Origin of the sequence: Aeribacillus sp. FSL K6-1305, from assembly GCF_038050115.1 — a bacterium.
Classification (GTDB): domain Bacteria; phylum Bacillota; class Bacilli; order Bacillales; family Aeribacillaceae; genus Aeribacillus; species Aeribacillus composti.
Map to the genome: position 1 here is coordinate 1554640 of NZ_JBBOQV010000001.1, position 23369 is coordinate 1578008.

Sequence of the window (23369 nt, forward strand, 5' to 3'; positions counted from 1 at the left end):
TTTATCATCGTCTCCAATAAAATTAATCTTCATCTTCTTCATCTTGCGGTGCAACGAACTGGTTATAATCATAGTAAGGCACAGCATAAGGGTAATGCGGTATTCCATATGGTACAAATGGAGCCGCTCGATATCCATAAGGTACAGGACCTCCGCAGCCGCAGTCATCCTGATGACTCGGAAAAGCTCCAGTATGAGGTATATTCTCTGCAAATTCTTGATTTTCCGCCGCCTCCGGGCTTACCCATTGACCGTGCGGTATTCCATAAGGTGCAGCATAAGGTGTCGGCGCCAATCCTGATCCTGGATATACAGGAGATACCGGATGGCATCCTAAGAATGGAAACGGTGGACAAAGAACAGGATATGGTACACATGGAACTACGGGTTGCGGACTGTATTGTATTGGTGAAACGTTTGGCGGAATGTTAGGTGCAACGTTTTCGTAACCATACGCTTCATCATATTCATCATCATCAAAATCTTCGCCATATTGTTGTGGGCTTACAAATTGATTCGGGGCAGGGTTCGGAATATTTGGCCAGACAGGCGCGTAATAAGGCTGCCATTGGGCTCCATAATATGGATTGACATTCGAAAATTGCGGATTCGTCATATCTTTGTTGTCCTCCTCTTTATTTTCTTCTCCTTTACCCAAAACTTCATGAAACACATTTTCAGGCTTTTTCGGAAGCTGCGGTTTGGAATCTTTTGAAGCATAGGGATGCGTTGGAGCCTTTTCCGCTTCTTCATGGATATTCATCATCGGCATATTGAGCATAAAATAATTGCTTACATCAGTTTTTTTCGGATAGTAAGGCTGATAAACTTTTGGAACGGGAGGCACATATGGCTTAGACGGCTTCTCCTTTGCTTCCGGTTCCTCCGTCTCAATAGGAGCAACAGGTTTTTCCTCTGCAAAAGGATGTTCCTTTGCTTCCTTTTTAAAAGCTACTTTTGGCACTTCTTTCTTTAATTCATGTTTCACTTCCTTTTTAATTGGCACATCACCAGTTGGAATTTTTATTTTCATTCCTGGCATAATAAGATCAGGATTGCTCAATTGGGAATTCAACTTTTTTAACTCCTGGAAATCGACTCCATATTTTTGAGCAATTTTCCATAGTGTATCGCCTTTTTGAACAATGTGGATTTTCACTGTTTCCCCCTCCTGTGAAAACGTACTGCCTATACAACTTTCGAATCAAAACATTCATAAATCTTCTTCATCACAACTTATGCAAATTTTAGTGGGATTATGATTTAAAAATGAAGGCTAAGAAAAACGATCCTCTTTTTTAAAAGCCAATTGATATCGATATCAGTACACAGCTGCTGATTTATGCTGCAAAAATTACAAAAATAAAAATACCCGAGGAGGACCCCAGGCATTCAAATTGTTCTTCGTACTTTTGCTATCCCGCATGCATATGGGCAATTGCAATATTTTTCCTTTTTATGAGCTATGATCCAGCATGCGATTTAATGCAAGAACTGCATACTCTTTAATTGATTCATCCACAATGATTTGATTAATTATTTTTCCTTTATCGATTGATTCCAGCGCCCAAACTAAGTGGGGCAGATCAATTCGATTCATTGTTAAACACGGACACATATATGGATTTAAAGAAACGATCTCTTTGTCGGGATTATTTTGTATTAACCGATTCACTAGATTCATTTCTGTTCCGATTGCCCACTTGCTTCCTTTCGGGGAGTTTTGAATCGTATCAATAATATATTTCGTGGATCCCGAATAATCGGCCATCTGAACAACCTCAAATGTACATTCAGGATGAACGATAATTTTCATATCGGGATATTTGCTGCGAATATGTTCAATATTTTTTACTGTAAATTTCTCATGCACTGAGCAATGGCCTTTCCATAAGATGATGGCGACATCTTCCCTTGTTCCATCATAATGCAGCTTTTGTTCAATCGGATCCCAGACAGCCATCTTATTAAGGGGAATACCTAGTTTAAAGGCAGTATTTCTCCCTAAGTGCTGATCAGGTAAAAACAAAATTCTCTTTTTTTGCTTCAGCGCCCAAGCCAGCATCGTTTCAGCATTTGAGGAGGTTACCGTTGCTCCGCCATTTTTACCGACAAAAGCTTTAATCTCTGCTGATGAATTGACATATGTTAATGGCAAAATCGTGTCGTCAAAAAGCTCTTGCAGCTTGCTCCAAGCGGCTTCTGTTTGTTTGATATTTGCCATATCCGCCATCGAACAGCCAGCTCTCATATCCGGAAGAATCACCTTTTGATAAGGCGATGTCAGCATGTCTGCTGTTTCTGCCATAAAATGAACACCACAAAAGACAATATATTCGGCATCTTTTGTTTCTTGCGCTATTTGTGCCAGCTTTAACGAATCTCCTGTTACATCTGCAAATTGGATCACTTCGTCTTTTTGATAATGATGACCTGGGATCATCAGTCTTGTTCCGAATTTCTTTTTAATTTCTATCACACGGTTTTCCAATTCTTCCACAGATCGATGTTTATAATCTTCAGGCATCATTTCTGTTTTTGAAGCATCCAACAATTCAAAAAGATTCATAGCTCATTCCTCCCCGAAAAAGATAAACTAATGTCTATTGAAGGTGCTGAATGGGTAATAAACCCAAGCGATATGAAATCAACATTTGTATCTTTGTAATCCGCTAAATTTTTTAACGTAATTCCGCCTGAAGCTTCTGTAATAATGTCAGGCGGAGTCATATCAACAAATTTTTTCACTTGTTCAGGCGGGCAATTGTCAAACATGATAATATCGGGATGTACTGAAATTGCTTCTTTCAATTGCTCTTCCGTTTCAACCTCCACCTCAATTTTTACCATGTGGCCGACTCGATTTCTTGCCCTTTCAACTGCTTTTGTAATCGAACCGCAAAAGGCAATATGGTTGTCTTTAATCATCACCCCGTCATATAAACCAAATCTGTGATTATATCCTCCCCCTATGCGGACAGCATACTTTTCAAACATTCTAAGCCCAGGTGTTGTTTTTCTTGTATCACAAATTTTTGTATGCGTTGAATTTAACGTCAGCACCGCTTGTTTTGTCAAAGTTGCGATCCCGCTCATTCGCTGCAGCAAATTTAACACTACGCGCTCTCCTTGTAAGATGGAACGAATAGAACCTTTTATGACAGCAATCTCTTCCCCCGCTGTCAGCTCATGTCCATCTTTTACAAACATGTGAACTTCAAGGTTGGGGTTTAACATCGAAAAAGCGGTTTTCACCACGTTTTCTCCACAAAAAACTCCGCTTTGTTTTGCTTTTATGACGCCCGATCCTCGGTCGTTTTCTGAGAAAATCGCATCGCTGGACAAATCATTGTCTCCTATGTCTTCCATAAAAAATTGCTTCAATGCCTGCTCGAGTTTTATTTGATTCATGTTTCAACCGCCCCTATCCTTTGCTCGTTTGTTTGTACAATTCGTTTTTCCAGCCATTCAGGTTTTTCCCCTGGATAATCGATCCTGAAATGGCCGCCGCGGCTTTCCTTTCGTAAAAGAGCTCCTTTAGCTATTAAATATCCGGCTGTGATCATGTTAATCCGTTCGATTTCTTCAATTGAATAACTTATAGCATTTAATGGAAAATATTTGACATATCGCTTCAGCCATGAAACAGCCCATGCCAGTTCTCCATGCGTCCGTTCGATTCCAACCCATTTTGTCAATATTTTGCGTATTTCTCCTTTTTCTGGAACCTCTGTTTTTTCATGTTCGTTCCAATGGAAATCCCCAAAACTCTCCTGTGAAGACAGCCGCTGATCCAGTATAAATTTTGCAATCCTTTTTCCGAATACAAGACCTTCTAAAAGAGAATTTGATGCTAGACGATTTGCCCCGTGGACACCGGTACACGCCAATTCGCCTACAGCATAAAGCCGATCGATATTCGTTCTGCCGACTAAATCGGTTTCAATTCCGCCCATTAAAAAATGCATGCCAGGCACTACAGGAATTTTCTTCTCGCTCAAATTTACCCGATTTTGCCGACACATCTCAGCAATCGTCGGAAAACGTTCGGAAAAAAATTGAATTTCTGAAATATCCAAATAAACTTGATGTCCATCCCGATATTTACGATAAATTGCGCGGGCAACAACATCTCGAGGAGCCAAATCACCTAATGGGTGAATTTCGCTCATAAATCTTTGCCCCGTTTCATCGATCAATACAGCGCCTTCACCCCTGACCGCTTCAGAAATCAATCCTCTGCATGTCCCGTTTATATAAAGCATTGTTGGATGAAACTGTGTAAACTCCATATCGATCAGCCTGCATCCAGCCCGAAAAGCAATGGCAAGTCCGTCTCCCGTTGCGTTCGGATGATTGGATGTCCATTCATAAGCTTGACCGCAGCCGCCGGTTGCCAAAATAATATGGGAGGCTGTATAGACATGTATATTTTCATCTGCTGTTTTGGTAATAATGCCAACTGCCCTTCCGTCCTTTACAACGACATCACAAACAAACTGATATTCATTGATTGTTATCCGGTTTGTTATTTTTTTCAAAAAATGCTCTACCATTTTCCTTCCCGTCGCATCTCCTCCTGCATGGAGAATGCGGCGAAAGGAGTGCGCCCCTTCATTTCCTAAATCCACATTTCCTTGCTCGTCCTTGTCAAATGGAAAGCCCTCATCCATAAGGGATGAAATAATTTCCTTTCCTTCTTGTACGAGCAGCTCAACTGCTTCCTTTTTATTGTGGTAGCGCCCAGCATATAATGTATCTTCATAATGAAGGCAGCTATGATCATTTTCATGTATGGCACATGCAATTCCACCTTGAGCTAAATGAGAATTAGAACTAGTTTTCATCGTTTTTGTAATCATTAATATGTTCATTTTTTCACATAATTCGCTTGCAACCGTTAATGCGGCAATACCGCTTCCGACGATGATGACATCATAATGGGTCATCAACAACCCCCCTTATAAATTTACACATGTCTTGACACATATATTTACACAAAAATACAATATTGACAAGAGGAATTTTTCACAAAATTTTTAAGGCTTGAATAGAGAGGGGCGAAAACAATTGATATACTTTGATTTTGCAGCAACGACCCCCATGAGTGAAAAAGCGATTGCTTCATACACCGAAGCGGCAAAATTTGCTTACGGAAACTCAAGCAGTCTGCATGATATCGGCGGCAAAGCGTATGAACTATTGACAGCGTCAAGGAAAGCATTTGCAGCGTTATTAGGAGGAGATCCAAACGGTGTTTATTTTACCAGCGGCGGTTCTGAAGGCAACATACTGGCCATCCAATCATTATTAAATAGCACGCCAAACAAAAAGCATATTATTGCTTCTTCACTTGAACATGCATCCATTGACCATTATTTGTCTTTATTGCGTGCGAAAGGATATGACATTACATTTTTAAAACATGATCAAAATGGAAATATTTTAATGGAGCATCTTGAAGAAGAAATACGTGAAGATACGGCCCTTGTCACCATCCAGCACGGCAATTCCGAAATCGGAACAATTCAAAATATAAAGGAAATTGGCTTGTTTTTAAAAAAGAGGAAAATATACTTTCATACCGATTGTGTGCAAACGTTTGGAAAACTGTTGATTCCCGTCGATGAGATGAATGCTGATGCCTATACATTTTCTTCACATAAAATTTACGGTCCAAAGGGCGTAGGAGCAGTGTATATTCATCCAGCAGCAAGCTGGTCGCCAGTGATTCCCGGAACAACACATGAGGACGGATTTCGTCCAGGCACTGTCAACGTTCCAGGCATTTTTTCCTTTGTCACTGCCGCAAATGAGTTTTATAATCAAAGAGAGAAGCATTTTAACCATTTCATCAAGCTCAAGCAGCATTTGATCAGCCAATTAAAGACACAGCTGCCCACTATAACGATTGTCAATGAAACGAAAAAAGAGGTTCTCCCAAATATTGTTGGTGTTGTCACAAACAGTTTAGAAGGTCAATTTGTAATGCTCGAATTGAACCGAAAAGGATTTGCGGTCTCAACTGGAAGCGCCTGTCAAGCTGGAAATAGTCATCCTTCTAAAACCCTTCTTTCAATCGGCTTTGACAAAGATTCCGCTCATCAATTTATTCGTATTTCCTTTGGAATTACAAATACAATCTCGGAAGTCGATGAGCTTATCAATGCGATTCTATCCATCGTTCGATAAGAGTTTTGAAAGGCTGGTGTTTATGGAAAAAATATTAGGGGACAAGCGGAGGGAAGTGATTCTCGAATGGTTGAAAAATGAAAATCGGCCGATCACGGGCGGGGAATTAGCCTCACGGACGAATGTCAGCCGTCAAGTCATCGTTCAAGATATTTCTCTTTTAAAAGCACTCGGAGAACCGATTTTAGCCACAAGTCAGGGATATATGTATTTAAAAGAAAGAACGAATGAGGCAAAAAAAGCGAAACGTCTTATTGCCTGCAAGCACGCTCCGGAAAAAACAAAGGAGGAATTGAACATTATTGTTGATTACGGAGCGACCGTAAAAGATGTAATCGTTGAACATCCAGTGTACGGGGATTTGACCGCATCGATTATGGTAAGCAATCGAAAAGAAGTAGATGAGTTCATAAAAAAAATCGAAACAACAAACGCCTCTTATTTGTCGGAATTAACGAACGGCATTCATTTGCACACCATTCTTGCCGACAATGAAAAAACTTTAAATGAAGTTTGTGCAGCTCTTGATCAAGCAGGATTTTTAATTCGTGACGATCATTGATTAATCAAGCCAGGCATCCTGCAATGGATGCTCGGCTTTTTTTATAGTTTATAAGCCGGAAAGCTTCCGAGAATCTTGACGCCGCAGCCTAAAGCCTCCAGTTCTTGGATTGCCCCGGGTATTAAAACATCATCCATTTTTGATTCTATATCTATAATAAACAAGTAATCTCCTAATCCCGTTTTCATTGGACGAGATTCAATTTTTGATAAATTCAGTTTTCTCCATGCGAATGCAGACAATACTTGATGCAGGGCGCCTACATGGTCTGTCGGCAACGTTACAACTAATGTCGTCTTTTCACCGACTTTATTATGGTGGTTATTTTCTATTTGAAAATCTTGATCCGGATGTAAAATAACAAATCGTGTATGGTTGTAATCATAATCGTGAATATTATATTTCACAATAGCTAAATCATACTCTTTTGCCGCCAACTCATTGGCAATGACAGCCATATTTTCTTCCGGATGTTGATGGATATATTCTGCAGCAGCTCCTGTCGATGTGGCATATTCGATCGAAACATCCGGCATATGCTCATGTAAAAATTTATGGCATTGTGCAATAGCATGTGAATGAGAAAATACTTTTTCGATTTTTTTCCAATCATCCTTCCTGCAAGGATGAACCATTAAATGCTGCTTGATTGGAACAACAATTTCACCGACAATATGCAGTGTATTTTCATGAATTAAATAATCAATTGTAAGATTGACCGACCCCTCAAGCGCGTTTTCAAGCGGAACAACGGCAATGTTTGTTTCTTGCTTGACGACTGCATCCATGACATGTGGAATCGTTCGGTAAGGGACTAGTTTTACATCGTTTTCAAAAAATTTTGAGACGGCCAAATGAGTAAATGTTGCTTTCGGTCCCAAATAGCTGATTTTCATCTGTATATCTTCCTTCCTAATTCTATGCACCTGAACTTAATAGTTCGACCTTTTCTACAAATTCTAGCTTCCGCAATTTTAATAATAAAACGTTCATATCTTCTTTCATTCCGTTCGTGTTTAATGATAAAGTCACATTGGCTCTTCCTTGAATTGGAATGGTTTGGTGAATTGTCAGCACATTGCAGCCTGCTTCAGCCACAACTTTAAGCAAATGCGACAGCGTTCCGGAACGATCTTCTAAATGGAAAAACAACGTAATGATTTTTTCTTTGACAACAGTATGAAAAGGAAAAACCGCGTCTCTGTATTTATAAAACGCACTTCGGCTCAAGTCAACGAGCTGCACTGCTTCTTGAACGGACGAGACTTTGCCTCGTTCAAGAAGCTTTTTCACTTCGAGCGTTTTTTTCATTGCTTCCGGCAGCACATCTTCCCTTACCAAATAAAAAATTTCGTCTTTCATCTACCGTCTCCTTTCCCACCCATATGCGATGAAGCATGAAGGACACAGATTTTATGTGCAAAATGTTTTATTCAATGAATTCAAATTCAAATTCCAGCAGCCTTACTGTATCCCCATCTTTTGCACCGCGCTCTCTTAATGCGTCGTCTACCCCCATTTTGCGAAGCTGTCTTGCAAAACGGCGAACGGATTCGTCTCTTGAAAAATCGGTCATTTTAAACAGCTTTTCAACTTTTTCACCTGATAAAATAAACGCTCCATCGCTGTCACGGCTGATGGTAAAGCTCGGCTTTTCATCCTTTAATGTATACACGACGCGATTCGGAGCAGATGTTTCCGTTTCGTCAAAGTAAAGAGGGAATTCCGGTGTTTTTTCCAGTAAATCGGCAATAGCAAATAACAGCTCGCGAATTCCTTGGCGTGTAACGGCTGATATTGGAAAAATGCTGACATTTTTGTCTTGCAGCTTTCTTTTAAATTGTGAAAGATTTTCAGCAGCATTTGGCATATCCATTTTGTTGGCGACAACAATTTGCGGCCGCTCCGTCAGCCTTAAATTATATTGTTTTAATTCTTCATTGATCGTCAGGTAATCCTCATACGGATCACGGCCTTCCATTGCGGACATATCAATGACATGAACGATGACTCTTGTTCTTTCAATATGACGCAAAAATTGATGTCCAAGACCTACTCCTTGATGAGCGCCTTCAATAAGACCCGGTAAATCTGCCATCACAAAACTGCGTCCGTCTTCGGTCTCAACAACACCTAAATTCGGCACTATCGTTGTAAAATGGTAGGCAGCGATTTTTGGTTTAGCACTTGATACAACTGATAAAAGAGTGGACTTTCCAACGCTCGGAAATCCGACAAGCCCGACATCAGCCAAAAGCTTTAATTCCAATGTTACATATCGTTCTTCGCCCGGCTCTCCTTTTTCGCATATTTCGGGCGCCGGATTCGTTGGCGAGGCAAATCGGGTGTTTCCTCTGCCGCCCCGTCCTCCTTTGGCAATCACGCTTCTTTGCCCGTGCTCGGTTAAATCTGCGATCACTTCTTTTGTATCATCATCTATTACAACAGTACCGGGAGGAACTTTCACAACAAGGGGGTCGGCATTTTTCCCGTGCTGATTTTTTGACATCCCGTTTTCGCCTTTTGGAGCTTTAAAATGTTTTTTATAGCGAAAATCCATTAACGTCCGGAGACCTTCATCCACTTCAAAAATCACATCTCCGCCCTTTCCGCCGTCACCCCCTGCAGGGCCTCCTTTCGGAACATATTTTTCACGGCGGAAAGCAACCATGCCGTTCCCGCCATCTCCGCCCTTCACATATACCTTCACTTGATCGACAAACATTGAGCTTCAGCCTCCTTTCATTGTTTCATCACGACTTACTGACCATCAATGTAAATTCATATGTATCAAAATGTATTTGTTGAATGGTGATTGCATCTGATTGGTACTGCTCTAAAAATGTTAAAAGAGTCTTATCATCCGTTAGTATACCATTAAAATCATAAAAGAACCGGACATTGTTTTCTGTTTTAAAGAGTTCTAATGTTACGGTTATATGATTTTCTTGTTTTTTATCAATATTTTGATTAAGGATTTGAAAAAGATCTGTTGTAAAATGGAACATTTCCTCATCTAGACCAGAACAATCCATCGCTTCCCCTAGCACTTCATAATCCAAAATGAGAAGGTGTCCTTTCCAGTTATATGTTAAAAGCAGCTCTGCAAAACTGGGCATGTTTAAATTGCAAAGTTTTGATTCTTGCTTTGCTTCCACGACAATTTCATCAATAAATTCCTTCACCCGATCGTATTTTTTTAATGATAAATGGCCTTTAATTAATTGCAATTTATTCATCCAATCATGTCTGGAGTGGCTTAATGCGTCAACAATACTCCATCTCTCTCTTTGATCAGCCATGGTTCCACTCCCATCAAGCTATCTTTTTAAACATGTACAAAAATTATATCAACTTTCCATTAAAAAAACACCGAAAAAGAAAACTCTAACCAAAAAGGCTAGAGTTTTTCAAGTGTTTGCTTATGCTTCTTTTGCTATCGGATACACGCTGACTTTTTTCTTGTCGCGTCCATATCGTTCAAAACGGACGATGCCGTCTACTTTCGCATAAAGCGTATCATCCCCGCCGCGGCCAACATTCAAACCAGGATAAACTTTTGTACCTCTTTGACGATAAAGAATGGAGCCGCCTGTAACAAATTGGCCGTCCGCACGTTTTGCACCTAATCGTTTTGCGATGGAATCACGTCCGTTTTTCGTGGACCCAACTCCTTTTTTCGATGCGAAAAATTGAAGATCCAATTTTAGCATGAGTGCCACCTCCTAATCTTTTTTTGTAACGATTCGAATAAACTTTCCATACCCTCGCTCGATCGTTTGTAATGAAACAAGCATTCCTTCAAGCAATAATTGGATTTTTTCAAATGAATCCGTGTCAACTTGATCAGGAACCTGTACGTGCAAAAATCCGCCTTCTTCCGATTGTTCAACATTCATATCGACATTGGCTAAAGCTTTGATCGCATTTACTGCTCCAAAAGAAACAGCTGAAGCGCCTGCACATACGATGTCCTTCCCGTGCTCTGCGAAGTCCGCATGCCCTTTCATTGTAAACGACCGGATGAATCCTTCTTTCGAACGATGGATGGTCACATGTATCATATGAAACAGCCTTTATTATGCATTAATTTTTTCAATGACAACTTTTGTGTACGGTTGGCGATGACCTTGTTTTCTACGGTAATTTTTTTTCGGTTTATATTTAAAAACGATAATTTTCTTACCTCGGCCATGCTTTTCAACTTTTGCCGTAACCGTAGCTCCTTCTACCAGCGGGTTACCTACCTTTACGTTGTCTCCTCCAACGAAAAGCACCTTGTCAAAAGTAACTGTTTCACCTTCTTGAGCGTCTAATTTTTCCACATAAATGGCTTGACCCTCTTCCACTTTCACTTGTTTCCCGCCAGTTTCAATGATTGCGTACATATTCTGCACCTCCTATTTAACTAAGACTCGCCAGATTAGGGTGTCGGATAACCGAGCTTCTAACCCAAACTGAGCGGTTGTAGCACGGGTGCTACAAAAAACAATAACAAATTGATCTTAACAAAATATGAATGTATATGTCAATACATTTTGGAGATCCGTAAAGCCACTTCCTCTTCTGTTCCCCATTGGCGAATTTCGAATCCTTTTACATGATCGGAAGGACTGAAGAAAATCTTCATGCCTATTAGTTCTTCAAGCTTTTTTAAATGTTTCTCATATTCACATGTAAAAAAATCGCAAACTTCTGGGGCCGCTTCTACAAGGACGGCTTCGTCATCTGATCCAGCATGTTCAAGAAGGGTTCTTTCAAGTTCAAAAGCAATGCTTTCAACCGTCCTTTTTCTTCCTGTTCCGCCGCATGCTGGACATGGTTCGAGCAAAAGCTCGGAAAGAGATTTTCGAGTTTTTTTCCTTGTTAATTGCAATATATTTAATTCGGTAAAACCGATGACTTTTGTGAAAATGCGGTCCTTTTCCAATTCTTTTTGAAACAATCTCAAAATCCGGCTTCGATCTTCCTTCTCCATATCAATAAAATCGATCAAAATGATTCCGCTCAAATTTCTTAATCTTAACTGCCGGGCAATTTCTTTTGCCGCTTCCTCATTGGTTTTTAAAACCGTATCTCGGTACGTATTTTTCCCCGAAAATTTCCCTGTATTAACATCAATGACAATCATTGCTTCCGTTTCTTCAATTACGATAAACGCGCCGTTTTTTAGCCAAACAATTTTTTTCAGCGCCTTTTCGATTTCATGTTCGATTGCATAATAAGAAAAAATATTTTCGTTTTCGGAATAAAAATCAATGGAAAATGGGAACAAATCTCCGTAATTTTTTTTCAATTCTTTTACAGTGCTTATGTCATCAATGACAATTTCATCCAATACATGCGGTGAAATTTCAGCGATAATTTGCTCTACAAAACTTTCTGAACCGAATAATAAGCTTGGCACTTTTTTGCTTTTCAGCTGTTGTTCAAAACTGCTCAGCATGTCATCGAACCATTTTTTTATTGTTTGGTCATCCGCTCTTTCAGCAGCAGTTCGGAAAACGATGCCCCCTTTGTTTGAGCATAACGTTTCCCCGAGAAGCTGCAATCTTTTTCTTTCTTCCTGGGAAATAATTTTTTTGGAAATTGCTACCGAGCGGCCAAAGGGCTGATATACAAAAAAAGGGGATCGCAATTCAATATTCATTGTGACTTTAGGGCCTTTAAATTCTCCTGATTCTTTTACAACTTGAACGATTACCTCTTCACCTTGAGAAATAAAATGTCGGACATTTTTATTTTTTAATGCCTCATTCGTTCGGGACGTCTCAAAATATGACATAATGTCATTCCGGTGAAGATAGCCGTTTCTTCCCTGACCTAAATCAACAAAAACAGCCTCCATACCAGGAAGGACTTTTGTTACTTTTCCTTTATAAATGTTGCCGACAATCGTGTTTTTTTCTTTTATCCATACTTCCGCCAGTCGTCCGTTTTCCAACAATGCAATGCGTTCATCATCCGTTTTTTTATTTATAATTAATTGCCGCAACCCAACAACCTCTTTTCATGTATTGTTTCCTATTTCAATATCATGTTTTCCTGCAGGCGTCAATAAACGTACTGTAAATCGCCCATTTTTCTGTCCGTCTTTTTTTCCGAAAAAAAACTGTGCAGCAGCTCATTTTCATCAAGCTGAAAAAGTTTTTTTCCATCGTCCTCCACAATAATAGGGTGCTTGCAACCCCGCTGAAATTTCAGCAGCACGTGGTAAATCAAATCATCGCGATCAACAATGATCGGCTTTAACACTGTAAACGCTTGATGATTTCCATAATACCTTTCCATCAAGAAGCGAATATATACAAATTGTCTTTGTTTATATTCCGTATAAATGGAGTGGACGATAAAGGCTGCGATAATCCACCCGCTTAAAAGAGTAGGGTTAAAAAAAAGCAAAAAAAGGAACAAACATGAAAAAACAACTGCAGATATGCGAAGCATTTCCTTATGAGCAACTGAAAAAGGTTTTTGTTTGCTCAGCAAAATAAAAAGAAGCTTTCCTCCATCAAGGGGCCAAATGGGAACAAGATTAAAAAGGAAAATAGACATATTAAAAAAAATAAACATTTCATATGTAGAGTCGTTTATGAAATTCGCTTCCCAAAAAATCCATGCAGCTATTTGCATCCATAAATGCTGAATCGGTCCAGATATAACAACAAACAGATCTTCTTTCAAGGGACGATTTCCATGCTCCTCCATTTCCACTACACCGCCAAAAGGAAGAAGCTGAATGGACTTGATCCTCCATGAAAAAAAACTGGCGCAAACAGCATGCCCCATTTCATGAATAAAAACTATTGAGAAAAGGATGCAAAGAGCTTTAAATTGCGCTGTCATTGCTCCGATTGCAATCAACACCCAAAAGATAGGATGAATATGTATTTTCGACAATAAGGAAAAATATTTATTCAAATGAGATCACCTGACTCGGGTCAATAAATGTGTCGCCCTTTTTTATGGCAAAATAGTATGTTCCATGCTGGTTTTGGCTTTGCTTTACTTTGCCTACAGGTTTTCCTGTTTCGACAAAGTCATACAGCGCTACATTTAGCTCTTCCAGGTTCCCATACCAGGTTTCTATTCCATCAGCATGTTGAATCACCACAGTCAGACCAGTATCCTCCTTCTTTCCAGCTTCAATAACAATTCCTTCATTCATGGCCTCTACCGTTTTATTATTTGTTTCGATCATCACGCCTTGCCCGGTATCTTTAAAGCTCTGAAGCACCTTTCCTGATGCCGGAACCGCATATTGACTTTCTTTAGATCCACTTTCTTCTTTCGATTGTTTTTTCAAAAACGCTAATGGATTCCCAAATTGTTCTTCGTACCATTTGGAAACATATGCAAAGTTAAACTCCTTTTCCATCACATGGCTGACGAAATCTCTAGCTTTCAGAAATTCTGCCCGGTCATTTTTAAAAATAATACCGATCATCAGGACGATGCAGGCAGAGATTAGCAATTTTGTTATAAAAACGTCCGAACGGAACAATGGATGAAAATTTTTACTTCCTTCTGCCTCTACATAAAGAGGGGAGTCCGCGTCAACTTGCACGTTTTCTTGTGTGATTTGATTGATAAATGGAACAGATATATCATCACTGCTGCTTGAACTGCTCGAAAGCATGCTGTTCATTCTTTTTCGTTTACGCTTTGCTATTCGTTTTTTTATTTCTTTTGCTCGACGATTCATCATCCATCATCCTTTTGCAATTTTGTACAAGTTTATGCCCTGTCCTTACCGTTTATGACAATAAAGCCATTTTGCATTTCTTAAAGCGATATCTAGGCAAATGTTTATCTTTGACCTTGATATAGAACTTTTACCTACAACCTAGTAAGTAGGTTCTTCACTGTTTTCTGGTTCAAAGGAATACTGGATGAAGCAAAATAAAATATGGCGCTATCCGAGAAAAGCAAAATTTTGAAATCAAAAAGAAGACCACAAAATGCTTTTGTCGTCTTCTTTTTGAAATAGTAGTATATGGTGAATTAACACAAAAGCTAGACTGCCTTTTATTTGAAGCCGCTTAACGAAATAGGTTGACTAGTTCATTGATCGATAAAATGAAAAATAAAACAATATTTAAACTCAAAAGTACGTTGAAAAACCATTTATTTCGATCTTCCTTATGAGGAAGATGCTTTTTACTATTAAGCAAATAGATAAGGGTCAGCGCCAGAAAGGGCATAAATAGCGCACCAAGGGCACCATACAAAATAATGAGGCTCACAGGTTTTCCTATAAAATGCAAGAGCATTGGCGGGAATGTTAACCAAAAAACAAAAAATTTATAAGCTTTTGTCTTACTTAATTGTTCTTTATTCACATCATGTTTTTTAACAGTATAGACAAAATCAGCAAATAAATAAGAGACGCCATTCCAAACACCTAATACTGATGTAAAGGAAGCTGACCAAAAACCGATGAGAAATAAGATGCGTACAGTTGAGGACAGCTCGTTTCCTAAAATGGTAGCAAATGATACGAGACCTTGCTCACCGTTAATGTTTGTATTCGTTCCATATAGTAATGCAGCCCCTAAAATTAATAAAGAAATTGTAAAAACTGCTGTAGTAATATAGGCAATCATGGAGTCAAATCTAACGTAGCGGAGGTAGGATCGATCCTTCCAATTGTTTTCCTGCAGCCAATAGCCATAAGACGCCATGGTAATGGATCCGCCAACTCCCCCAATTAATCCGAGTGCGTAAAGCAGTGACCCTTTCGGCAACGTCGGAACAGCAGTGTCGATGATATCAGAAAGTTCCGGCAGAACAATAACAGCTGAGCCGACAACCGAAATAAACATAAGTAGAATTAAAAGATTCATAACTTTTTCAAATAGCTTATATTGCCCCATCCATGTTAATAAAAAACCTAACAAACCGCTTATAACCGCCCATACCCATAAAGGCAAGACAGGAAATAATGCAGACAGAGCCAATGCACAAGATGAAGTCGCAGCCGCTCCATAAACAAATCCCCAAATAACCGAATAAACGCCAAAATAGCTTGTTGCCCATAATCCCATAGAATGCCAGCCTTCTAAAATAGTTTTTCCAGTCAGCAAATGATATCGGCCAACACCCTCATTTAAGGCAAATTTTAAAATAGCCCCGATAATGATTGCCCATAAAAAGACAAGTCCAAAATTTGTACCGGCAACTAAGGCAGCAACTAGATCACCGGCTCCGACGCCCGTTGCTGCGACAATTAACCCCGGACCAACGGCCGGCCACTTTTTTGTGGATTTGCCATGTTCCATCACTGTCACCTTCCATCTGAGATTTGAACGTAGAAATGAGTCATCTAATATTTCTTATGAATGATCTTTCTCATTAGGGAATATAAATGTGCATGAATCAATTGCTGGATGAACATATTCTCGCATCATCCTGTTATATCTAGTTTTAGCAATTGTTCATCCATGCGAAACTTTCTCATTTATAGTTCTTATGTAAAGAATTCATATTTTATTAATTGAATATTCTGTATTTTTAAGTCGATCGTTTTCATTGCTCTTGTATCAGCTGTTTGAAATGATTTCTCGCACCTGTCTCCTTCCCTTTGTAAACGATTACGACTGTAGAAATAAACATTTACATATCGCCTCAATTTTGAAATAATTCTAATTGAAAATCATTATTATTAAGGAGGCATCAGAAATACCAATGGAAACATACAAAGTAGCCAATATAATTAAAGAGCGTCGATCGATTAAAGAATTTAAGAAAGATCCAATCCCTAAAGAAGTAATATGTGAATTATTAAATACGGCTGTTTGGGCTCCTAATCATGGATTAAGAGAGCCATGGCGGTTCGTGCTGTTTATGAATGAAGGAAAAGAAAAATTAGTTGCTGCTATTGCACAAGAAACGAACAATGGAAAAAATATCGATCGATTACGAGAAAAGCTGCTGCCGATTCCAGCACATTTATTGGTAATCATGAAAGAGGATCCGCGTCAAAAGCAGTGGGAGGAGGATTTAAAAGCGACCAGTGCATTAATCCAAAATTTTCAACTAGCTGCATGGGAAAAAGGTATTGGCGTTATATGGAAAACAGGTGCTTATATTTATTCACCATCTTTCCGACAAAAAGTTGGAGTAGAACCAGGAGAAAAAATTGTCGGCCTTCTACATATTGGCTATCCTGCCTCAATCCCAGAACCAAAACAGCGGACAAACGCAGAACAAAAATTGACGATTATTGAATCATATTGAAAGGGAAAAGATTCAAGAGGAAATATTTTGTACAGCCTTCAAAAAATCTCCCACCTCAAGAGATAGAAGAAAAAAACGATCAGCAGGTGGGAGATATATCAGTGTGATGGCAGTGATTCTAATGTGTGCAAAGAAAAAAGCTAATGCCTTATTCAAGGAAGTGTGATTTTTAAATTGATTAGGATTAAGCACGTACTCCAAAAAATTTTTTGATTTTTGCGATAACACCTTTTTCAGGCTCATCTAATGATTGAAGCGGAACCGCTTCACCTAAAATTCTTCTCGCAATATTGCGGTAGGCAATGGAAGCACGATTGTCCGGGTTCATTACAATCGGTTCCCCATTATTAGACGCTTTTATTACCTCATCATCATCAATTACAATCCCCAACAAATCAATAGACAGATGGCTGACAATTTCATCGACATCCAGCATATCACCGTTTTTCATTAAATGATTTCGGATCCGATTAATAATTAATCGTGGCGGCTCAATATCTTCCTTCTCCAGCAAACCGATAATTCGATCCGCATCTCTCACAGCGGAAACTTCTGGTGTTGTCACGACAATCGCTTGATCCGCACCGGATACGGCATTTTTATATCCTTGTTCAATCCCGGCAGGACAGTCGATAATAATATAATCAAAATCTTGTTTTAGCTGGTCAATTAATTTTTTCATCTGCTCAGGTGTTACGGCAGTTTTATCGCTAGTTTGCGCTGCAGGCAGCAAATAAAGAAAATCATTAAAGCGTTTATCTTTTACGAGAGCTTGATGAATTTTGCATCGTTCTTGGACAACATCAACTAAATCATAAATAATCCTGTTTTCCAATCCCATGACAACATCGAGGTTCCGCAAGCCGATATCTGTATCTACTAGACAAACTTTCTTTCCCATAATGGCAAGGGCTGTACCAACATTTGCAGACGTTGTTGTTTTGCCGACCCCGCCCTTGCCAGAAGTGACCACAATTGCCTCACCCATTCATTATTCCCCCTTCAAGCCTAGTTAAATTGGGTCTCAGATGAGCTAATTGTTGAATCCGTTCAATAATGATTGTCCCATTTTCATCAATATATGCACATTCCATATCATTTCGAAATGATGGCTCCTTCTGATCGGGTGGCCTACTTAAAATATCGGAGATCCTCAGCTGTGTCGGCTTCATCAAGGAGGCGGCAATCACTGCATTTCGATTCCCTTCAAAACCAGCATGAGCTATGCCTTTTAAAGCCCCCATGACAAAAATATTGCCCGTTGCCATGACTGTCCCGCCAGGATTGACATCTCCTATCAGCAACAAATCCCCTCTAATTTTCAACACTTGCCCAGAACGGACGATTTTAGCAACTGAGATAACATCTGCTTCCTCTTTCCACTTCAACGCCTCTTCCTTTGAGATGACATTTGAATCAATTGCATCGACAATTAAATTTCTTTTTTTTCTTATTACGTCTTTTATTTTCTCTTCTTGTTCCTCCGTCAAAAAACGATTTCCAGCCTTTATCGTCACCCTGATCATCGGTTCATTTTCCTGAACATACTGCCTTTTGGAGAGCATCGAATCCAGTTCATTCACAATATCATGAAACGAACAGGAATCATCTAAATATAATGTCAATCCATCCTTTGTGCCTTTAATCGTTACATAATATGGTCTTTGAGCTTTCACGAAGTTCACCCCAACAAAAATCTATTTCGACAGCAATAACAAAAACTCCTCTATCAAACTTTAAAACTTAATCGTTGTGTTCACCTATTTTCAAGCCCAAAACGAATTTCTTTAAAGGATAGATTAACACACAAGCTAATACAAAATTCAGAGCAAGTGTCGGTAGCAGGCGATCAATTGTAAACAATTGCAGAGGAACAGCTGTCATCCCGATTAGTAAATAAATACCGTATGTGAAAAATTCAAGCAATGCAACGGAAAGCTCAGTTAAAAAAATTAAAACAAAAATATTGGGATTGAGCACCCGCAAAGCTTGCATCACTAAATATGCCAAGGTTGGAAATGCGAAAGCATATATGCCGATAACTTGCGTGTAAACAACATCGAACAATAAACCGAAAACAATTCCATAAATGACGGCAATTTTCCGAGAGCCGTACGCTGCCAAGATGACAATCATCAATAGTAAAAGATGGGGAACTGCCACTTGGTGATCTGAAAGAAAAGGGATCGGAACAAGATCAACGATGATGCTTTCCAATACGAAAATAAACATAACCATTACGGGGAGGAAAAACGTTCTCAAGAGTCTTCCTCCTCTTCCAATTGATTGATATCAACTGTTGGAAGAACCCGCTCGATGATCATGACACGATCTATATCATAAAAGTCAGCTGATGGGGTTATATAAGCTATCTTTGTTAATCCGTACGAATCAAGTTCGACTTTTTTTACTTTTCCGATCACTAAACCTTCAGGAAACACTCCGCCAAGGCCAGAAGTCGCTACAATTTGATTTTCTTTGATTTGAGCATTTGATTCAATGATGTTCATTTCAAGAGCATTTTCCTGCTCACTGTAGCCGACAATGAGGCCGAATACCTTTCCGTTATTCGTATGAACCATTGCTGAAATCCGGTTTTTTCTGTCGGAAGCACTTAAAAGCTGAACGGTGGACGTAAATTCAGAAGTATTTTTCACTTTCCCGATCAATCCTTTTGCCGTTATAACCGCCATGTCTTTTTTGATTCCGTGCTGTTCGCCTTTATCAATTTTGATATAATCATGCCAACGATCAGGATTTCTTGCGATGACTGTCCCTTGGATCGACTTATATTTTCTTATATCGTTATCAGCAGATAATTTTAATTCTTCTTTTAATTGTTTGTTTTCCTGTTCTAATTCCTGCAGCTTTTCCTCCAATTGAATATAATTATTCAGTTGTTTGCGAAGCAGCTCGTTTTCTTCGTATGTATTTTTTAAATGATTCAAATTCTCAAAGAAGCCCGCAATATATTGTGCGGGCTGATGAAATACCTTCTGGACTAGTCCAACCGAATCTTGAATAAACTTCTCCTGCCACGAAAGATTGCGGTCTTCCTTTAGGGAAAAACCAATCAATGCCACCAAAATAATGATCCCGACAAGGAGCACAATTAATCGTTTATTTAGAAAAAATTGTGGCATGATTTACACCTCTAACTTATCTGTGGTCTTTTGTACGATTTTTGAATAGGTGGATATGTTCAAGAGCTTTTCCTGTTCCGACCGCTACACAATCAAGAGGATTTTCCGCAATGATTACAGGCATTTTCGTTTCGTCGCTTATAACTTTGTCTAAATTGCGAAGAAGGGCGCCCCCACCCGTTAAAACAATTCCTCGATCCATAATATCCGCCGCAAGTTCAGGCGGAGTTTTTTCCAAAGTAATTTTTACAGCATCTACGATCGCATAGACAGTATCGCGTAATGCCTCTGAAATTTCTGTCGCAGTAATTTCAATCGTTTTCGGAAGGCCTGTTAACAAATCTCTTCCGCGAATTTCCATGTTTTCAACACCTTCCGGAGCGCTTGCAGAACCGATTTCAAGCTTCACCGCTTCCGCTGTCCGATCACCAATCATTAAGTTGTAGGTTTTACGGATATAGTTAATGATGGCTTCATCCATTTCATCACCGGCAACACGGATAGATTGGCTTGTCACAATTCCGCCGAGAGAAATGATGGCAACTTCCGTTGTTCCCCCGCCGATGTCTACAACCATGCTTCCGGTCGGTTCCCAAACTGGAAGGTTGGCTCCAATAGCAGCCGCAAATGGCTCTTCGATCGTATACGCATCTCTAGCGCCTGCTTGTCTCGTTGCATCAATGACCGCACGTTCTTCAACCGCAGTTATTCCCGAAGGAACACAAACCATCACATAAGGTTTTCGCGAAAAAATACCTGCATTTTTTGTTGCCTGTTTTATGTAGTATTTCATCATCGTAGCAGTCGTTTCATAATCAGCAATCACTCCGTCTTTCATTGGTCGAAGTGCTACAACATTTCCAGGCGTACGCCCGATCATATTTTTTGCATCATTACCAACTGCAACAATTTGCTTTGTATCAGTTTGCAAAGCAACAACAGATGGTTCACGCACTACAATACCTTTTCCCTTCACAAACACTAACGTATTGGCTGTCCCTAAATCTATTCCAAGGTCTCTCGTACCAATTCCAAACATAGCTGTTGTATCTCCCTTTCTTCCAAAATAAATACGTTTTTATATTCATGTAAATGTCTAATCATTATTGAAAAAACCCATAAATTATATTATAACGTAATTTTTCAAAAAAAAAAGTGCTATCAATACCCTGCGTAAAATAAAAATTTGCGAGGTATTTTTCATGAAACTTGATGAAAAGCTGATCATTGTGTTGGACGCCTCAAAAATTTTTACTAAAAAATTTTCCTAGTGGAGAATAGAGGATGAAAAATAGATGTCACAGCATATACCGCCCGTATGAAAACCTTGATTTAATTTATCCATTGAGAATAATAACTTAAAAATATTACAAGTCCATACAAAAAATATTATTTTATGTTTACAAATCCCCCCTTTGCACTCTTTATTAGCGACGGTTTAGAATGTCATAAAAAATAATGGTTTTTTCAGTTGATTGTGTTTCAATTCAAATGACTCCAATAAAGTATTACATAACAATTCTGCCGAAGTTTCAAGTTCATCTATTATTGAAAATCACTAAAATATGAGCTTTTTCTCCAACTTTGGCTCTTCTTATGTCGCAAACCCTTTGTAATGCGGACATCATTTGGAGCCCGCGAGGCCGTGCAAATGTTTTTTGAAATTCCTTTTATCATGCACTTATGCGTTGTAATAACGTCACTGCCCCGCTTCAAGCAGCTTTTTATCGTACTTTGCGAGACTGGTCAGTATGTTATATACCGTTGTGCTGTCTCCCATCTGTCCCCCTGCAAATTCAGCAAGACGGTGGTTGTTCGCATTACGTGTCTAGAAGCGCAAAAATCTGTCCGAAAAAGCGCTAGCAGTTCAGAATCCAAAGCTATTAACTGTAATACGTGTTAGGATTGATTTTAAATGAAGGCATACTTTTTCACCCATTTATAACTCGGGAAAATAAGTTTTTTAACCATATAAAGTGTGTAAAAATAACTCCTTTTTCGCAATGACAAAATTTTGGGTGAAATGTAATGATTATACATATAAGTGGTTTTCATAAAACTTTGTTGCTGGAACTGAGGTAGAATGACTAGAGTAAAATGAATTGTTATTTTTCAATAATAAGTTAGCTGGTCTGATGCAGTTGCCAAAAAAAGAACATCAATACAAATTCAAGTGCACAATCACATAGGCAGCAGTGCGACGAGGATCTTAACTTCAGAAGTCTGTAATCTTAAATGAAAACATGCTTCCTTACAATTCATTATAAAAGACAGGAGCATCATATGAGTAATATAAAATAGAACCTTATATATGAAAGTTTTCCAATAAAGTAAAGGGATGCTATTGATTATATATCAAGCCATTCTCCATCAGCAATAGATATTCAAAGATAAAAATTCATAAAACTGCGAATGTCATTTTTAAGCTTAAAAAATTGGAAGTCATTTATCAATAATTTCATAGATCTAATCTTCACACATCATAAAAAGAGGTGCACTTCATATCCAGTGCACCCCAACAATTGACATAGAACCTTTTAAAAAAACGTTATAAATATCCCTTTTCTTTTAAACTGACGTATTTACGCTCTCCGATTATGATATGATCTAAAAGTTCAATCCCGATCAGCTTTCCGCATTCGGACAAGCGCCTCGTGACTTCAATATCCTCTTTGCTTGGGGAGGGATCTCCTGATGGATGATTATGGATACAAATAAAAGATGCAGCTGAACATTTCAATGCCTCCTTGAAGACTTCTCTTGGGTGAACAATTGATGTATTTAAACTGCCAATGAAAATCGTTTGCTTATGCAGCACTTGGTTTTTTGTGTTTAAATATAAACCTACGAAATGCTCTTGTTTTAAAAAGCGCATTTCTTCCATGACATAATTGGAGGCATCTTGCGGAGAACGAATGACATACCGATCTTCGTATGCGAGCTGATGAATTCTTTTTCCCAACTCTAATGCTGCTATAATTTGCACCGCTTTTGCTTTTCCAATGCCGGGTATGCCCATAATTTCCTGAACTGACGCCTCTTTTAACATTCTAAGACCGCCGAATGTTTTTAAAAGCTTATTCGCCAGTTCAAGCACTGATTCTCCCTTTGTCCCTGTTCTCAATAAAATTGCCAGCAGTTCATGGTTGGAAAGGCCTTTTGGTCCGTTGTGTATCAATCGTTCCCTCGGTCTTTCTTCTTCTGGAAAATCTCGAATAGCGAGCATATCTTTC

The 23369-nt window shown here is 39.0% G+C and carries 23 protein-coding genes, 1 pseudogene and 1 other annotated feature; of the genes and pseudogenes, 3 read left to right on the forward strand and 21 right to left on the reverse strand.

Annotated elements, in window-relative coordinates; all coding sequences use genetic code 11:
- Positions 1 to 1011 precede the first annotated feature (1011 nt).
- The 4 genes and pseudogenes from safA to nadB all read right to left on the reverse strand — a co-directional run.
- Positions 1012 to 1159, reverse strand: a pseudogene (gene safA, locus NST97_RS19225) (SafA/ExsA family spore coat assembly protein); the annotation flags it as partial.
- A gap of 297 nt (positions 1160 to 1456) precedes the next feature.
- On the reverse strand, positions 1457 to 2569 hold the full coding sequence (gene nadA, locus NST97_RS07510) for a quinolinate synthase NadA (RefSeq protein ID WP_130156075.1): 1113 nt from the start codon (positions 2567 to 2569) through the stop codon (positions 1457 to 1459).
- A complete protein-coding gene (gene nadC / locus NST97_RS07515) occupies positions 2566 to 3411 on the reverse strand; it encodes a carboxylating nicotinate-nucleotide diphosphorylase (RefSeq protein WP_339196940.1) in 846 nt (281 codons plus the stop codon). Before nadC ends, nadA begins: the two co-directional genes overlap by 4 nt.
- Positions 3408 to 4949 (reverse strand): L-aspartate oxidase, encoded by a 1542-nt coding sequence (gene nadB, locus NST97_RS07520; protein ID WP_144597696.1) that lies wholly within the window; start codon positions 4947 to 4949, stop codon positions 3408 to 3410. Before nadB ends, nadC begins: the two co-directional genes overlap by 4 nt.
- A gap of 154 nt (positions 4950 to 5103) precedes the next feature.
- Between nadB and NST97_RS07525 the strand changes: the two genes are divergently transcribed.
- Together NST97_RS07525 and NST97_RS07530 are read left to right on the forward strand one after the other, a co-directional pair.
- Positions 5104 to 6192 (forward strand): IscS subfamily cysteine desulfurase, encoded by a 1089-nt coding sequence (locus NST97_RS07525; RefSeq protein ID WP_063388165.1) that lies wholly within the window; start codon positions 5104 to 5106, stop codon positions 6190 to 6192.
- A 22-nt stretch (positions 6193 to 6214) separates the two neighbouring features.
- Positions 6215 to 6754, forward strand: coding sequence for a transcription repressor NadR (locus NST97_RS07530; protein ID WP_063387960.1), 540 nt, complete (start codon positions 6215 to 6217; stop codon positions 6752 to 6754).
- Positions 6755 to 6795: 41 nt separating this feature from the next.
- Here NST97_RS07530 and pheA read toward each other — a convergent pair whose 3' ends face one another.
- The 11 genes from pheA to NST97_RS07585 form a co-directional block, all read right to left on the reverse strand.
- Positions 6796 to 7650, reverse strand: a complete 855-nt coding sequence (gene pheA / locus NST97_RS07535; RefSeq protein WP_063387959.1) for a prephenate dehydratase — start codon at positions 7648 to 7650, stop codon at positions 6796 to 6798.
- Between the two features lie 22 nt (positions 7651 to 7672).
- Positions 7673 to 8116 carry an ACT domain-containing protein gene (locus tag NST97_RS07540; protein ID WP_063387958.1) on the reverse strand — a complete coding sequence of 148 codons (444 nt, stop codon included), beginning with the start codon at positions 8114 to 8116 and terminating at the stop codon, positions 7673 to 7675.
- 67 nt (positions 8117 to 8183) lie between these two features.
- On the reverse strand, positions 8184 to 9479 hold the full coding sequence (gene obgE, locus NST97_RS07545) for a GTPase ObgE (protein ID WP_327856489.1): 1296 nt from the start codon (positions 9477 to 9479) through the stop codon (positions 8184 to 8186).
- 28 nt (positions 9480 to 9507) lie between these two features.
- Positions 9508 to 10056 (reverse strand): Spo0B C-terminal domain-containing protein, encoded by a 549-nt coding sequence (locus NST97_RS07550; protein ID WP_341343086.1) that lies wholly within the window; start codon positions 10054 to 10056, stop codon positions 9508 to 9510.
- Positions 10057 to 10176: 120 nt separating this feature from the next.
- Positions 10177 to 10467 carry a 50S ribosomal protein L27 gene (gene rpmA / locus NST97_RS07555; RefSeq protein ID WP_063387955.1) on the reverse strand — a complete coding sequence of 97 codons (291 nt, stop codon included), beginning with the start codon at positions 10465 to 10467 and terminating at the stop codon, positions 10177 to 10179.
- 12 nt (positions 10468 to 10479) lie between these two features.
- A complete protein-coding gene (locus NST97_RS07560) occupies positions 10480 to 10818 on the reverse strand; it encodes a ribosomal-processing cysteine protease Prp (RefSeq protein WP_063387954.1) in 339 nt (112 codons plus the stop codon).
- A gap of 15 nt (positions 10819 to 10833) precedes the next feature.
- Positions 10834 to 11142 (reverse strand): 50S ribosomal protein L21, encoded by a 309-nt coding sequence (gene rplU, locus NST97_RS07565; protein WP_063387953.1) that lies wholly within the window; start codon positions 11140 to 11142, stop codon positions 10834 to 10836.
- A gap of 13 nt (positions 11143 to 11155) precedes the next feature.
- Positions 11156 to 11231: a sequence feature (ribosomal protein L21 leader region), on the reverse strand.
- Positions 11232 to 11282: 51 nt separating this feature from the next.
- Positions 11283 to 12749: an Rne/Rng family ribonuclease gene (locus NST97_RS07570; protein WP_340734021.1), complete on the reverse strand. Its 1467-nt coding sequence runs from the start codon at positions 12747 to 12749 to the stop codon at positions 11283 to 11285.
- A gap of 59 nt (positions 12750 to 12808) precedes the next feature.
- Positions 12809 to 13675 carry a M50 family metallopeptidase gene (locus NST97_RS07575; protein ID WP_117016766.1) on the reverse strand — a complete coding sequence of 289 codons (867 nt, stop codon included), beginning with the start codon at positions 13673 to 13675 and terminating at the stop codon, positions 12809 to 12811.
- Positions 13668 to 14462, reverse strand: coding sequence for a M23 family metallopeptidase (locus NST97_RS07580; protein ID WP_063387950.1), 795 nt, complete (start codon positions 14460 to 14462; stop codon positions 13668 to 13670). Before NST97_RS07580 ends, NST97_RS07575 begins: the two co-directional genes overlap by 8 nt.
- Before the next feature lie 334 nt (positions 14463 to 14796).
- Positions 14797 to 16035, reverse strand: coding sequence for an Nramp family divalent metal transporter (locus NST97_RS07585; RefSeq protein ID WP_066249575.1), 1239 nt, complete (start codon positions 16033 to 16035; stop codon positions 14797 to 14799).
- A 406-nt stretch (positions 16036 to 16441) separates the two neighbouring features.
- Here NST97_RS07585 and NST97_RS07590 point away from each other — a divergent pair, with 406 nt between their 5' ends.
- Positions 16442 to 16993 (forward strand): nitroreductase family protein, encoded by a 552-nt coding sequence (locus NST97_RS07590; protein WP_340881861.1) that lies wholly within the window; start codon positions 16442 to 16444, stop codon positions 16991 to 16993.
- Positions 16994 to 17177: 184 nt separating this feature from the next.
- Here the strand turns inward: NST97_RS07590 and minD are convergent, their stop codons facing one another.
- The 6 genes from minD to radC form a co-directional block, all read right to left on the reverse strand.
- Complete coding sequence (gene minD / locus NST97_RS07595; RefSeq protein ID WP_063387946.1) at positions 17178 to 17981, reverse strand: septum site-determining protein MinD; 804 nt, start codon at positions 17979 to 17981, stop codon at positions 17178 to 17180.
- Positions 17974 to 18678 (reverse strand): septum site-determining protein MinC, encoded by a 705-nt coding sequence (gene minC, locus NST97_RS07600; protein WP_340881863.1) that lies wholly within the window; start codon positions 18676 to 18678, stop codon positions 17974 to 17976. Before minC ends, minD begins: the two co-directional genes overlap by 8 nt.
- Positions 18679 to 18736: 58 nt before the next feature.
- Entirely contained in the window at positions 18737 to 19255 is a 519-nt protein-coding gene (gene mreD, locus NST97_RS07605) for a rod shape-determining protein MreD (protein WP_063387944.1), read from the reverse strand.
- On the reverse strand, positions 19252 to 20136 hold the full coding sequence (gene mreC, locus NST97_RS07610; protein ID WP_063387943.1) for a rod shape-determining protein MreC: 885 nt from the start codon (positions 20134 to 20136) through the stop codon (positions 19252 to 19254). Before mreC ends, mreD begins: the two co-directional genes overlap by 4 nt.
- 16 nt (positions 20137 to 20152) lie before the next feature.
- Positions 20153 to 21175 (reverse strand): rod shape-determining protein, encoded by a 1023-nt coding sequence (locus NST97_RS07615; RefSeq protein WP_063387942.1) that lies wholly within the window; start codon positions 21173 to 21175, stop codon positions 20153 to 20155.
- A 1509-nt stretch (positions 21176 to 22684) separates the two neighbouring features.
- Positions 22685 to 23362, reverse strand: a complete 678-nt coding sequence (gene radC, locus NST97_RS07620) for a RadC family protein (RefSeq protein WP_130156096.1) — start codon at positions 23360 to 23362, stop codon at positions 22685 to 22687.
- Positions 23363 to 23369: the final 7 nt, after the last annotated feature.

Coding starts and splice junctions, on each gene's coding strand:
- nadA (WP_130156075.1), bottom strand. CDS start 2,569: ATGAATCTTTTTGAATTGTTGGATGCTTCAAAAACAGAAATGATGCCT.
- nadC (WP_339196940.1), bottom strand. CDS start 3,411: ATGAATCAAATAAAACTCGAGCAGGCATTGAAGCAATTTTTTATGGAA.
- nadB (WP_144597696.1), bottom strand. CDS start 4,949: ATGACCCATTATGATGTCATCATCGTCGGAAGCGGTATTGCCGCATTA.
- NST97_RS07525 (WP_063388165.1), top strand. CDS start 5,104: ATGAGTGAAAAAGCGATTGCTTCATACACCGAAGCGGCAAAATTTGCT.
- NST97_RS07530 (WP_063387960.1), top strand. CDS start 6,215: ATGGAAAAAATATTAGGGGACAAGCGGAGGGAAGTGATTCTCGAATGG.
- pheA (WP_063387959.1), bottom strand. CDS start 7,650: ATGAAAATCAGCTATTTGGGACCGAAAGCAACATTTACTCATTTGGCC.
- NST97_RS07540 (WP_063387958.1), bottom strand. CDS start 8,116: ATGAAAGACGAAATTTTTTATTTGGTAAGGGAAGATGTGCTGCCGGAA.
- obgE (WP_327856489.1), bottom strand. CDS start 9,479: ATGTTTGTCGATCAAGTGAAGGTATATGTGAAGGGCGGAGATGGCGGG.
- NST97_RS07550 (WP_341343086.1), bottom strand. CDS start 10,056: ATGGCTGATCAAAGAGAGAGATGGAGTATTGTTGACGCATTAAGCCAC.
- rpmA (WP_063387955.1), bottom strand. CDS start 10,467: ATGCTAAAATTGGATCTTCAATTTTTCGCATCGAAAAAAGGAGTTGGG.
- NST97_RS07560 (WP_063387954.1), bottom strand. CDS start 10,818: ATGATACATGTGACCATCCATCGTTCGAAAGAAGGATTCATCCGGTCG.
- rplU (WP_063387953.1), bottom strand. CDS start 11,142: ATGTACGCAATCATTGAAACTGGCGGGAAACAAGTGAAAGTGGAAGAG.
- NST97_RS07580 (WP_063387950.1), bottom strand. CDS start 14,462: ATGATGAATCGTCGAGCAAAAGAAATAAAAAAACGAATAGCAAAGCGT.
- NST97_RS07585 (WP_066249575.1), bottom strand. CDS start 16,035: ATGGAACATGGCAAATCCACAAAAAAGTGGCCGGCCGTTGGTCCGGGG.
- NST97_RS07590 (WP_340881861.1), top strand. CDS start 16,442: ATGGAAACATACAAAGTAGCCAATATAATTAAAGAGCGTCGATCGATT.
- minD (WP_063387946.1), bottom strand. CDS start 17,981: ATGGGTGAGGCAATTGTGGTCACTTCTGGCAAGGGCGGGGTCGGCAAA.
- mreC (WP_063387943.1), bottom strand. CDS start 20,136: ATGCCACAATTTTTTCTAAATAAACGATTAATTGTGCTCCTTGTCGGG.
- NST97_RS07615 (WP_063387942.1), bottom strand. CDS start 21,175: ATGTTTGGAATTGGTACGAGAGACCTTGGAATAGATTTAGGGACAGCC.
- radC (WP_130156096.1), bottom strand. CDS start 23,362: ATGCTCGCTATTCGAGATTTTCCAGAAGAAGAAAGACCGAGGGAACGA.